The organism is Pseudoalteromonas sp. UBA2102 (genome assembly GCF_002331165.1).
Classification (GTDB): Bacteria; Pseudomonadota; Gammaproteobacteria; order Enterobacterales; family Alteromonadaceae; genus Pseudoalteromonas; species Pseudoalteromonas atlantica.
The window spans coordinates 1-13,361 of the sequence record NZ_DCYU01000077.1 but is presented as its reverse complement, the minus strand read 5'-3'; the positions used below and the strand labels follow the sequence as shown (position 1 = coordinate 13,361).

The 13,361-nt window shown below is 36.2% G+C and carries 11 protein-coding genes; 10 read left to right on the top strand and 1 reads right to left on the bottom strand.

Annotation, left to right across the window (positions count from 1 at the left end):
• The 10 genes from B2R65_RS10925 to galU form a co-directional block, all read left to right on the top strand.
• A partial coding sequence (locus B2R65_RS10925) for an SAF domain-containing protein (protein WP_286742507.1) occupies positions 1-190 on the top strand: 190 nt, incomplete at its 5' end.
• 8 nt (positions 191-198) lie between these two features.
• A complete protein-coding gene (wzy, locus tag B2R65_RS10920; protein ID WP_286742505.1) occupies positions 199-1,578 on the top strand; it encodes an O-antigen polysaccharide polymerase Wzy in 1,380 nt (459 codons plus the stop codon).
• A complete protein-coding gene (locus B2R65_RS10915) occupies positions 1,562-2,770 on the top strand; it encodes a glycosyltransferase (protein WP_286742502.1) in 1,209 nt (402 codons plus the stop codon). Before wzy ends, B2R65_RS10915 begins: the two co-directional genes overlap by 17 nt.
• Positions 2,748-3,875 carry a hypothetical protein gene (locus tag B2R65_RS10910; RefSeq protein WP_286742500.1) on the top strand — a complete coding sequence of 376 codons (1,128 nt, stop codon included), beginning with the start codon at positions 2,748-2,750 and terminating at the stop codon, positions 3,873-3,875. Before B2R65_RS10915 ends, B2R65_RS10910 begins: the two co-directional genes overlap by 23 nt.
• Entirely contained in the window at positions 3,875-5,116 is a 1,242-nt protein-coding gene (locus B2R65_RS10905) for an MATE family efflux transporter (protein ID WP_286742497.1), read from the top strand. Before B2R65_RS10910 ends, B2R65_RS10905 begins: the two co-directional genes overlap by 1 nt.
• Complete coding sequence (locus B2R65_RS10900) at positions 5,113-5,934, top strand: glycosyltransferase (protein ID WP_286742495.1); 822 nt, start codon at positions 5,113-5,115, stop codon at positions 5,932-5,934. The genes B2R65_RS10905 and B2R65_RS10900 overlap by 4 nt, the downstream gene beginning before the upstream one ends.
• 55 nt (positions 5,935-5,989) lie before the next feature.
• On the top strand, positions 5,990-7,075 hold the full coding sequence (wecA, locus tag B2R65_RS10895; protein WP_286742492.1) for a UDP-N-acetylglucosamine--undecaprenyl-phosphate N-acetylglucosaminephosphotransferase: 1,086 nt from the start codon (positions 5,990-5,992) through the stop codon (positions 7,073-7,075).
• 191 nt (positions 7,076-7,266) lie between these two features.
• Positions 7,267-8,622, top strand: a complete 1,356-nt coding sequence (gene glmM, locus B2R65_RS10890) for a phosphoglucosamine mutase (RefSeq protein ID WP_286742489.1) — start codon at positions 7,267-7,269, stop codon at positions 8,620-8,622.
• A 192-nt stretch (positions 8,623-8,814) separates the two neighbouring features.
• The gene (locus B2R65_RS10885; protein WP_286742487.1) at positions 8,815-9,981 is read left to right on the top strand and encodes a nucleotide sugar dehydrogenase; all 1,167 of its coding nucleotides are present in this window, start codon (positions 8,815-8,817) and stop codon (positions 9,979-9,981) included.
• A 195-nt stretch (positions 9,982-10,176) separates the two neighbouring features.
• Positions 10,177-11,097, top strand: coding sequence for a UTP--glucose-1-phosphate uridylyltransferase GalU (gene galU, locus B2R65_RS10880; protein ID WP_286742486.1), 921 nt, complete (start codon positions 10,177-10,179; stop codon positions 11,095-11,097).
• A 291-nt stretch (positions 11,098-11,388) separates the two neighbouring features.
• On the opposite strand, the gene B2R65_RS10875 is transcribed toward galU, so the two are convergent.
• Complete coding sequence (locus tag B2R65_RS10875) at positions 11,389-12,831, bottom strand: capsule assembly Wzi family protein (RefSeq protein WP_286742483.1); 1,443 nt, start codon at positions 12,829-12,831, stop codon at positions 11,389-11,391.
• Between the last annotated feature and the right edge of the window lie 530 nt (positions 12,832-13,361).

Sequence of the window (13,361 nt, the reverse complement as noted above, 5' to 3'; positions counted from 1 at the left end):
TATGGTATTTAGGCGCTCACTTTACGTAGTAAAAGATGTTGCTGAGGGGGAGCTATTTACGCATGAAAATGTAAGAAGCATTCGTCCAGGTTATGGATTAGCGCCAAAGCATTTAAAGGAAGTGATAGGAAAAAGAGCAGTTATAGATATTACTAAAGGTACAGCTTTAGCAAATGAGCTTTTTTGTTAGGGGTTCACTTGAAGTCACCTATAAATAAGAGCTTTTTACAAGACTTTTATATATCTTTCGTATGCACTGTATTATTAGCTGCATCGCAGATTATACTGGATGCAAATGTTCAATATTTGGCACCGTTTTATTTATTTTTTGGTGGGTTACTTCTTTACGTCTCATTTATTAAATATCAAAATGTTGTTTCAATTAAATCCTTGTTCTTAATAGGGAATTTTTTTGTTTTTTCCGTGCCTTTGATATATATATCTATATTTTCGAACGGTGAGTGGGTTAGCTATAAGTTTAGTCCTGAAATAATAAACTCAGAACATATTAAAGTAATTAGTTTACTCGTCGGTGTCGGTGTCACTTCATTTCTATTTGGGTATATTTTGCCCTCGCCTAATAGAGAGTATACTAATCAGCAGAGTAGTAAATATATGTTTGGTATACTACTAGCTCTTGCTTTCTCCTTTTTGGTTATTATTTATCGCAGGTATGAATTGCTGAATTTTGTATCTGAGCATGGGTTTGAAGCTATTTACAGCAAGGGGTATTCATCATCTTTTATAGAAGCTATTTTAGCATATGTATTTATTGTGTTAGCCCCTGTTGCTTACTTGCTGTCGAAATCAGATAGGATAAGAAAAGTTATACTTTTTCTTATATTATTAGAAGCAATACTACATGGTTTAGCGGGACAAAGGGTTTGGATATTGACGGGTATTATTCAGGTTCTTTTTTTAGTTACTTTAAACTCTAGGGTCGCACTAAACGATAATATATTAAAGAGGATTAAATTGGTTTTTTATTTAACCATAGCAGCCGTAATCTCTGTATATATCATGGCTGCAATGCTTTTTTATAGAGAGGGAGAAAGCTTTAATATATTTACGTTTTCTATTCTTGATTACTTCATAGGTCAATTTGGAACTATTATAGGGCTAAAAATAACTTTGGATAACCCTGAATTTGTTTATGGTTCTTACCTGCCCCCCTTATTTGATACTCTAAACCCTTTTCGAAGCTCTGTTCAAGGCTTCATAAGCAATGAAACTGCAAATATTGGCTCGAGAGTAACTTATCTGAGTTGCGCTTCATGTTTAGAACAAGGTAAAAGTTATGGTTCATCGATTTATGCACAGCTATATCAATTTGGTTTTATAGGTGTTTCCATAGGTTGTTTATTGTTTGGGTATATTGCGAAGCTAATTGATACCAGAAAATGTGACAGCTATGTTTATGCTTTACTAGGTTTCTTTCTAGCTAAACATTATTTATGGTCTTCGCGTGGGGAGTTTTTTCCTCACTATATTAATATATTTGTAATTTTATTGAGCTTAGCAGCTTTGCATTTATTAATGAGTAGCTATCAGCGGGGTTATAATGAAAGAGGTAACTAGCTTATATACTGGTTTTGTTTGTGCATCAACTGGAGTCGCTTCAGTTATCCAGTCACTTGATAAAGGGGCGTGGCATAATTACACTATGACTCACTCTATTTTCTCCTTAGATAAAAGCCTAACAGTAAGTGATGAATTTACAGCTGCTAAACCTAAAAATACCTACCTATCTTCTTTAAAAGGCCACGTAAAGGCTTTTTCATCTGAGTTTAGAATGTGGTTGTGGAGAAAGTCATATACTTCTGGCCAAATGGCAAAATTATATTTTAAATTATTCCACTTATTTAGAGCTAAAAAATTAGTCAAAATATTTATCAGTAATGACACTAAATGTGACTTTTTAATTGTTCATGATATCTGGAGCCTAATAACATTAAAAGAACAGGGGTATAATTTAAGCAAGGTTATTTTTGTAGTTCATGGCAGTAACGATCCAGTCAGTTTTATGACAGATGTTTTTCCTAAAATTGCCAATACAAGGTTCTTAAGAAAAGTTGAATCTGAATTTACTGCCAGCCTTGCTAGGGTTAAATCTACAGTTGTGCTGTCTGAGGAGAATCGAATTCAATTAGGTGCTAAATATGGTGTTGTACCACAGTTAATACCCAATGGCATACCAAAAGTAGAGCAAGTTTATAAAGTATCTGAAAATTTAAATCTCCACATGACTGGCTCTTTGTGTTCAAGGAAAAGGCAATATTTGCTCATTGAGGTTATCGCAAAATTACCCTCAATGTTTTTACATAAGAATAATGTTGTAGTAAATTTATTTGGAGCTGGGCCTGACTTTCATAAAATAAAAAATCGTATTAAAGAGCTCCGCCTTGAAGATCGAGTTACCCTACACGGAAACACTGATTCTCCTTTTAAAAACTACAATAGCGGTGATATTATTTTAAGCTTAAGTACTGAAGAGGGGCTTCCTGTAGCTCTACTAGAGGGAATACGCGCTGGATGTGTACCTATAGTGACTGATGTAGGAGGGTGCCATCTAACTGTGGGTAATAATAATGGATTTCTCCTCTCCTCGTTAGATGATGAAGGCTTAATTAGCGAGTTATGTACGCTTATAGAGAAGCTAAGTAATTTTAATACCCGCGATAGTATGGCATCAAATAGTATTTCTTTATTCGAAAGTAATTTCTCAAATGAACAAATGGTGAGTCTGTATGCAAAAACCATTTCTTCATGATTATTGGGATGTAAAAATAAGAGGTACTTCTGTATGGAGTTATTTCAGATTTTCTCATAATAACCAGCCAAGTTCTCAATACAAACCTAAGTTTAAATTAGGCATTATAGATATTGTTTTTTTCTTCAAACTACTTTTTTTACGGTTCTCAAAAGTTGAAACTGTTATTTTTTTAGCTGCTAGAAATGATTTGTTATCGCTTTTAGATTCAGCGTTATTCTCTTCTAAAAATAAGTTAGTCTTTTTAAGAGAGGATGGTCATGGAGTTGCTGGGAATGTATTTATTATTGAGGCAATCAGGTTCTTATTTAGAAGTTGCTCACCTTTCCTTTTTAAGCGTGACTATAAAAGCTTGAAAGCTCAACTAAAAAAAATAGACTTAAACTTGTACGAGAATGAAGGGTGTATAAAAGCTGCAATTGGGGATTTATATTTTAATAAATTACTTTCCTTTTTTCTTAAGGGTAAAAAGGTTTATTTCAGCAACTGTGTAGTACCCAAAATTGAGAGGGTCCAATATCTCTCTAATAGCGTAGAAATACAACACGGTGTTATATACGAACTTCATCCAGATTATGGAAAAGTACCGAAAGAGCTTTTCAAGGTACCGTTATTGTGTTGGGGAGATTTTTGGTTTAATAGAATCAAAGCTATGGGCTTTGAGGGGGATATCTTGGTTGGGCCAAGCCCACGTTCAAAATCTTCAACACAAGCTTACCCAAACAGTATTTGCTTTTTTACGACCGTAAGTGAGCATATTTCGGCAAAAATTTTAGCTTGTATTGAGCACACTTCGGGTTTAAATATTTTTTTGCAACCTCATCCGAGAGATTTTTACGATTATAAGAAAAATAAATCTCAATTTAGCTTTGAGATATGTAAAGGCCTTTCTCCTTTAGAGGTCTCATGGCCTATTATGCATGATAGTACTTTGGCATATATTTGTGCGCAAAATAAAAAGTATTTTATATATTTAGCGGGCGATGATGAAGCAGAGAGCGAGATAGTAGAGCGTCTTTTGCAAAAGTACGGTGCAGAAATTGGTCGTCATTACTCAATTGCATTTAGCTCAAGTGACATAGTGAAAATAGTAAGTGCCCATTAATGATTAAAGCTCAATATATTTCACTCTTATTTCGTATTGGGGCGTTATCATTTAAACTTCTTGCTTTATTTTATCTTGCAAGAATACTCCCTTCATATGACTTTATTAGTTACGGTATAATAACTGTGACGATTGCTTATTTACAATATGTTATTGGATTAGATATCTATAACTATGCTAATAGAAAAGTGGCAATGAGTGGTAGTAAGGTCTCGTTGTTAAAAGTTATATCTAAACAATATAGTTTTTATTTTTCTGTTTATTTAGTAATGATCTTTATTACTTTATTTACTTATTTTTTTTCGCTTGGTAGTTATGTATTAATACCAGAAAATTTTTTCTTATTAGTAACTGTACTAATTTCAGAGCACCTCTTTAACGAGTGTTATAGATTATGGGTCTTTAAATCGAAAGCCACTTTCTCAGCTCTGTTATACTTTTTAAAGTCTGTTGTTTTTGTGTCTCTTATTTTTATTTATAACTTATCAGCTCATCATGTAGGGATTAGAGAAGTTTTAAGCTTTTGGTTGATATCTAATGCCTTATCTATACTTTTATCTAACTACCGATTCAACGTTTTTTATATTGTAGCAAGAACTTTTTATATTGATTTTAAATGGATGAAGAGTGCTATAGTTTTTTCTTTTCCTTTAGTCCTTTCTGCTTTATGTTCAAAAGCCGTTTTTACTTTTGATAGAACTCTGGCTGGTTTATTGCTGGAAATAGATAGTGCAGCTACTTATATTTTGCTCATGAGCATATTTTTTGCAGTAAATAGCTTGCTTGATTCTGTTTTTTTTGTCTTTAAAGCCCCTGTGCTAATTAAATCTTATCAAAAAAACCTCTCCGAGACCTTTGGCAGTTTTCTTAAAGGAGGTGGTGTAATTATTACAATTTGCAGCTTTATGTTTCTACCTGGCTTTTATTTAAGTAAGCTTATTTTTCCTGATAAAGTGAGCGATTTAGATTTTTATAGTTTTGTTTGTTCTGGGGTTGTATTTTGGCTTTTTAACATGTCACAAATATACCACTACGGACTTTATGCAGTGGGTGCGCCTAAGAGAATATTTAACACTCAATTAGTTAGCTTAATATTATGTGCTTTATTTTTTGTTACTGGGTATGTGCTGCAGGTGGCATCTTATATTGAATTCTTTTTTCTATCCTTAGGTGTTTACTGTTTAAGCGCCTTGCTATTAAAAAGGAAAGCTTTTTTATTTTTAAAGGAATCTGAAGTATGAGTGATCCTAAGGTCGCTATTTTAATGACAGTTTATAGAGGTGACTGTAAAGATTTTTTGAAAGATGCCCTAAACAGTATTCTTTCACAATCTTATAACAATATTTGTATCTATTTAGGTATTGATGGGCCGATATCAAAAGAGCTTAAAGAGCTGCTATTAACTTTTAAAAATGAAAGCAATCTAAATATATTATACTTTGAAAAAAATAGAGGCCTAGCTAATACACTAAATGATTTAATATCGTTAATGTTAGAAGATAAATCGATAAAATATATTGCTAGAATGGATTCTGACGATATATCGCATGAGTCCAGAATAGATAAACAAGTAAAGCTTCTAGAGCACATGCCTGCAGTGTCTATTTGTGGTACTTCTTGCCGGGAGTTTGGAGCGTCTTTTGCCTTAGCCGAAAAGCATTTACCTATTCGTCATGATGAATTGGTAGAGTTCAGTGTCACAAGGTGTCCAATGATACACCCTACAGTGATGTTTCGTGCTGAAGTTTTTAAAACAGGTATTAGATACCCAGTTGATACTGCGCTAACTGAGGACATGTCGTTATGGTTTATTTTACTGAAAGAAGGCTTTAAGTTTCATAATATAAATGAGGTTCTTTTAGATTATAGGTTAAATGAAAATACTATTTCTCGTCGGCACGGCTTTAGCAAAGCTTTAAGTGAGTTTAATATTAGAATTAAATATATGTTTAAGCTAAAAAGAGTATCGGCGAAGAATGTATTGATGATTGCTTCTAGATTGTTATTTCACGTTATGCCAGTTCAAATTATGGCATATGCTTATAAAAAAATAAGATGATTGTAAGTAGCGTAGGCTTAACTTTTAATTATTATAATGATATTCAGGATTTTGAATGATTATAGATTTGCTTTTTACATTTTTTATTGCATTTGCGGTACTTTTCCTTATGCGAAAAGCTGCACGAAATGTGGGGTTGGTAGATAAACCCTCTGGCCGAAAGCTACATACGGGTAATATCCCATTAGTCGGCGGCGTGGCTATATGTATTACGATAGTACAGTACATATACTCGCACCCAGGTATGATTAATCATGCAAATTTATATATGTGCAGTATTGTTGGGTTAACAGCTGTTGGTGCATTAGATGACCGTTTTGATTTAAGTGTAAAAATACGCATGCTGGTACAAGCAATTATATCGGTAGCGATGATTTATTTTGCTAAGGCTGAATTAGTTACATTGGGTAATATACTAGGGTTTGGTGAAATAGCGTTAAGTTATGGGTTTATTGGTGCTGCTATAACAGTAGTGGCTGTTATAGGTTGTATTAATGCGTTTAATATGGTTGATGGCATAGATGGCTTGCTGGGTGGTTTATCGGTAGTAACTTTTGGCGCTATTGGTATTTTATTAAATTTGGCTAATGAGCAGAGCCTAAGCTACTTATGTTTGCTATTAGTTGTATGTATGATCCCTTATATTGTGATGAACTTAGGGTTAATAGGGCGTGAACGCAGGGTATTTATGGGTGACGCTGGCAGTATGATGATTGGCTTTACTGTTATTTGGTTATTAATTGGTGCAAGCCAAACACCTGGCAACCCAATGATACGCCCTGTAACTGCACTATGGTTAATTGCTCTACCTCTTATGGATATGGCTGCAATTATGATACGCCGTATAAAGCAAGGTAAATCTCCTTTTAAGCCCGACCGTGAGCACTTACACCACATTTGCCAACGTTTAGGCTGCTCGTCAACGCAAACGCTTATTTTAATATGTAGTATTGCATCTGCATTTGCAGGGGTGGGAATAATTGGCGAAATTTTTGTTATTCCTGAGTTTTTAATGTTTTACAGCTTTATAGCTATGTTTGCGATTTACTTAGTGATTTTAATTAACTACTGCAAAATAATTAACTTTTTTAGACGTAAATTAGACCTACCAGAAAAGAAATATTCAACAATGGGTGAATAGCTGAGCTAGCCAAATATGTAGCGCTTACTATAAGTGAAGTTATTAGGCTAATGTATAAAATAACTATGAATTTGATTTACATTCTCTATATTAATTTAAGTTTGAATCTAGCACCTTAAACAGTAGTATCACGCCTCACTTTTTTATAAAGCTTCACTTAAAGATTGTTGAGAAAATAATAAGGAATAACCATGTCACGTAAGTATTTTGGTACTGATGGCGTAAGAGGAAAAGTAGGTACTTTTCCTATTACGCCCGACTTTGCAATGAAGCTTGGCTGGGCTGTAGGTACTGTTTTAGGCTCAACGGGTACTAAAGAAATCTTAATCGGTAAAGATACGCGCAATAGTGGCTACATGTTTGAATCTGCTATTGAGGCAGGTCTTTCGGCCGCGGGTGTAAATGTAGCTTTTGTTGGCCCAATGCCAACCCCCGCTGTAGCTTATTTGGCCTCAACTTTTAGAGCCGATGCTGGCGTGGTTATTAGTGCTTCGCATAACCCGTTTTATGATAACGGTATTAAATTTTTTAATAATTTTGGCACTAAACTAAATGACGCACAAGAGCTTGAAATTGAGGCTTTACTTGAGCAAGCACTAAATAATAATGCTATGCAGTGTGTAAGCTCTGAGCGTTTAGGTAAGGCAAGGCGCATTAACGATGCTGCCGGCCGCTACATTGAATTTTGCAAAGGTATATTTGCAAAAGATTTAACCCTTGAAGGTTTAAAAATTGTTGTAGATAGCGCCAATGGCGCAGCGTACCACATTGCTCCTAATGTCTATTCAGAGTTAGGTGCTGACGTGATCAGTATTAATGATAAACCAAATGGTTTAAACATTAATGAGCGATGTGGCGCCACTCACTTAGAGAGTTTACAAGCCGCTGTAATTGAAAATAAAGCAGACCTTGGTATTGCTCTTGATGGTGACGCCGACAGGCTTATGCTGGTGGATGACAGCGGGACGGTGATTGACGGGGATCAAATTCTTTATATATTAGCTAAAGCTGCAAAGTTACAGAATAAAATGGAAGGTGGTGTAGTTGGCACGCTCATGTCTAATCTTGGGTTAGAGTTAGCGCTAAAGGAAATGGATATTCCATTTAAGCGCGCTAAAGTGGGCGATCGCTATGTAGTAGAGCAGCTAAAAAGTACTGGCTGGAAACTGGGTGGAGAGGGGTCTGGTCATATTTTACATTTAGATTATGCAACAACGGGGGACGGCATTGTTGCATCACTCTTAGTTTTAACTGCACTAATCCAACAAAAACAGTCATTGAAAGAATATGTAGCAGGTATGGAAAAATTACCGCAAGTTCTTTTAAATGTACGCTTATCACAAAATAATGCGGATGAAATATTAAATACCAGCTCAGTGAAGCAAGCGGTGAGTGAAGCCGAAATCGTACTTTCTGATTCTGGGCGTGTTTTACTACGCAAATCGGGCACTGAGCCACTTATTCGCGTAATGGTTGAATCTACAGACTCAGTAGTATCACAACAACAAGCAGAGCATATAGCTGAAGCTATTAAAGCGTTACTATAAAAGCTCATTTTTGTGATCTTGCATATCGCTAATTTTTGATTGCGCGGCTTTTGTCGCGCATAATTTCACCTTTTATTTTTAAGTTCGGCATCACCGTGTTGGTACTAGGAGCTCAATATCTAATAGATGATATTGGGCAGTTCTGATAAAATTATGCTTATTAATTACCAATGAAAACATTAAGGGAATAACATGAAAATTGCCGTGGTAGGTACAGGCTATGTAGGCCTTTCAAACGCTATGCTTTTATCGCAACATAACGAAGTGGTTGCGCTTGATATTGACGAGAAAAAAATAGCTCTTTTAAACGATAAGCAGTCACCCATTGTTGATACAGAAATTAGTGAGTTTTTAACGCGTGACGACTTAAATTTTACAGCCACTACTGACAAGGTAGCCGCTTATAAAGACGCTGATTACGTAATTATAGCTACACCCACAGACTACGATGTTGAAAACAACTACTTTAATACTAGCTCTGTTGAAGCCGTAATTAAAGACACAATGGCGCATAACCCTAATGCGGTTATGGTGATTAAGTCGACTATTCCGGTAGGCTTTACGGCTGATATTAAGCAGCAACTTAATGCTGAAAACTTAATATTCTCTCCTGAGTTTTTACGTGAAGGCAAAGCGCTTTACGATAACTTACACCCGTCACGTATTGTTGTAGGTGAGCAAAGCGAGCGCGCAACTATTTTTGCTAACTTACTTAAGCAAGGCGCTATTAAGCAAGATGTTGAAGTGCTATTTACTGACTCAACAGAAGCCGAGGCTATTAAGTTATTTTCTAACACTTACCTTGCCATGCGTGTAGCTTACTTTAATGAGCTTGATAGTTACGCAGAAGCGCACGGCTTAAACTCTAAACAAATTATACAAGGTGTAGGCCTAGACCCTCGAATTGGCAGTCATTATAACAATCCGTCGTTTGGTTACGGTGGCTACTGTTTACCAAAAGATACTAAGCAACTGCGTGCTAACTACCAAGATGTGCCAAACAATATTATTGGCGCTATTGTAGATGCCAATACCACGCGTAAAGACTTTATTGCAGACTCAATTATTAAACGCAGCCCTAAAGTGGTAGGTGTGTACCGTTTAGTAATGAAAAGCGGTTCTGATAACTTTAGAGCGTCTTCTATTCAAGGCATTATGAAGCGCATTAAAGCAAAAGGTATTGAGGTTGTTGTATATGAGCCCGTGCTTGAAGAGAATGAGTTTTATCACTCACGCGTAATAAAAGACTTAAACGAATTTAAGCAAATATCTGATGTGGTGGTTTCTAACCGTATGGTAGAAGAACTGAGCGATATTGCAGATAAAGTGTATACACGCGATTTATTTGGTAGCGATTGATTAGCGATTAATCTTGCTAAACATTTATATACTGCTAAATCTATTTTACCCTCAATGTATCATCCTTGATTCATTGAGGGGTTACAGCTTCAAAAAGTATTAATTTAACCAAAAGCTAAAACTTTCCCATTCAGCCCTCATCTACATTTAACCTGTTAACTTAAAAATAATTAATTTACAAATAAAGGACTACCTATGAAAGCTGTTATTCCTGTTGCTGGCCTTGGCACACGCATGTTACCTATGACTAAAGCAATTCCAAAAGAAATGCTACCGATTGTAGATAAACCACTTATTCAATACATAGTGAGTGAGTGTGTAGCTGCCGGTATTAAAGACATTGTACTTGTAACACATAGTTCTAAAAACGCCATAGAAAACCACTTTGATACCAGCTACGAGCTTGAAGCAACGCTTGAAAAACGCGTTAAACGTGCTTTACTTGAAGAAGTACGCTCTATTTGCCCTGCTGATGTAACTGTAATGAGTGTTCGCCAAGGTGAAGCTAAAGGTTTAGGTCACGCTATTTTGTGTGCAAAACCAATTGTAGGCGATGACGATTTTATTGTATTGCTCCCTGATGTAATACTTGATGCTTATACAGCCGATCAAAAAACTGAAAACCTAGCCGCGATGATCAAACGCTTTAACGAGACAAAAGCAAGTCAAATTATGCTTGAACCAGTAGCACAAGATGATGTAAGCAAATACGGTATTGCTGATATTAACGGTGTACAGCTAACACCAGGTAACAGTGCGGCAATTAAAACAATGGTTGAAAAACCCGATGCCGATAAAGCACCGTCAAACCTTGCTGTCGTTGGTCGTTATGTATTAAGTAAAAACATTTGGCCGCTTCTTGCTAAAACGTCAGTAGGCGCTGGTGGTGAAATACAATTAACAGACTCTATTGATGCGTTAATGACCCAAGAAACCGTTGAAGCATTTCATATGAGTGGGCGAGCGCACGACTGTGGCGATAAGCTAGGTTACTTAAAAGCGATTGTTGAATACGGTATGCGCGATGTAAAACTTGGCGACGACTTTGGTAAATACTTAACTACATTAATTAACGATGAGTCGACTTTGAAATCTGATAATGTTGTAAATTTATAAAATTGTAGAGCGTAACCTATACTATTTGTAAGCGCGGCTATATGCCGCGCTTTTTTGTGGGTGTATGTATTTTGCTAGTGATAAGTCATTATGTTTTGCGTGAGCAAGCTTCACGCCTACAAAAAATTTAAAGGATTAATTCACAAAGAGGTTAAGAGACGCTGCGCTTTAGAAGTTAACGCTGTAGTCGCGGCTTTATGCCGCGTATTGAGTATTAGTGCCAAACGCGAGTTAAACTCGCTGCTACTAAAATATTCAAAGCAAAACTTTAAGGTGCGCTTTTAATAAACGTTAAAATTTTGCAAATACAGCTAAACGTGAAAATGTTTCCCCGTATACATCTTTACCTTGATAGAGCTCTGCCCCCCAGCTTTGTGCCCCCATTATAGGTTTGCTTAACTTACGTGTATAGGCTGTTTGCAGCTCATAGCCTGCTTTATAGCCGCTGTTTTTATTTTCAAGCGTACGGATAGTGGTATTAAGTGTTTCTATAGAACTTAAATGCCAATGCCAATTTATACTCATTGATTTAGCTGGCGTATAGTCGGTGTAGTTGTGCTCATCACCACCCCAGTGACCAATAACATTACCAGAGTTACGGTTCCCATCTAAATAAATACCGTTAGCGTACCAAAGTTTTTGCCAATTACTATGTTCAAACCGTAAGCTATGATTATTTGCAATAAAGGGTAAATATAAGCCAAAGCTATAGGCGTTATTACGAGTACCTCCTAAGGTATCCTCTAATGCGATTTCACCATAAAATTCAAATGGTAGTGAATAAATGCTATTGTTGTACTCAAATGTAATAGAGCCTAGTTGGTCGCCTAGTTCGTAATCATCCCCCAATTCATTTGCATCAGCCGTTGTTATGTTGTCTTTACTACCTGGGGTAAAAAAACCTTCAGCAAAATCTTTTAGTGTTACGCTACGCGGCCCGCCACCAAACTGCATTAAGCGGCTTAAACCAATGGTTAAATTATCGGTAGCTGCAAAGCTTGTATGTAAACCGAATAAATAGGGCTTGCCCGGCTCGTAAACTCTTTCAACGCCAGTTTGTTTACCTTCTTTTAATATGCCGCTTTGCTCTGTCATTTGGCTAATAAACATGTCGTATCTAATTTTAAAGCTAGTGATTGGCTCTACGTTACTTATTGTTATAGAAGGTGTTGTTTTAGCTTGTGTGCTTAGTAGCATGGCGCTGTCTTCAAAGGGAGAGTACCAATGTTCACGGTAGCCAATATCTAGTTGTGCGTATTTATAACCTAGGTAAACAAAACTTTGTGTTGGAAGTATTTCGTCTTCGTTGGCTATGCCTGCCACACTTACACCAAAGTGGCGGCCAAAGTTTGCGTATGCACCGCCTTCAACAATTAAGTTGGTTTTTGTGGTTTGCCCGCGCTGGTTTGGCAGTGTTTTGTTTTTAGTGCCTGCAGCAATGGTTAACTTTGCAAAAGCGCCTGCGTCGCTTTGTACATATGGACTAAGCTGATAAGAAAGCGTTTGATATAACTCAGGGTAAGTATGCCTAACTGTCTGTAGCACTCTATAGATATCATGCGCTTTATAGGGCTTACTCATTATGTGTGTGTTTTTACTTACAGCTAAAAGGCGTTGTACTTGATGTTCAAGCTCAGGAACTTGATTTAAAGGTAAATAAGGTGAAACCCCGCCTTTAGCCATTACATTTGCACTGATTGCCATCCCGACAAGTAGCGATATTTTTTTTAGCATAATTATTCCGTTAGCAAAAAATTGTTTAAGTAAAAAACGTTAATGCGAGGTTAGCAATAAATAACTAAGTAAGAAAGAAAAACACTCAAACCCGCGTAGATAAGTCGTTATTTAGTATGGGTAAGAGCTACATTTTTAGCCCAAATGAGCTTTGAGGTTAAGTTTTATTTTTCAGAGGCGCAGCTTGCTGGCATATTTGGAATTTATTCTGCGTATATTTATTAATGCAAAATGTCTGAAGCGAGGTGAAATCGCTGCTACTTGTATGTTTTCTCATTTGCTTCTCACTTACTTCTCTTTATGAAAAAATAAAAATACTAATTCACAAAGAGGTTAAGAGACGCTGCGCTCTAGAGGGTAACGTTGTAGGCGCCTAGGTATAAAAGTATAAATGTTTCAATTGCGTGAGCAAGCTTCACGCCTACTAATAAAATATAACCGTATTTATTGTAAACGCGATGCTTAATAATTTATTCTGACTAACAGCTAACAGCTAACAGCTAACAGCTAACAGCTAACAGCTAACAGCT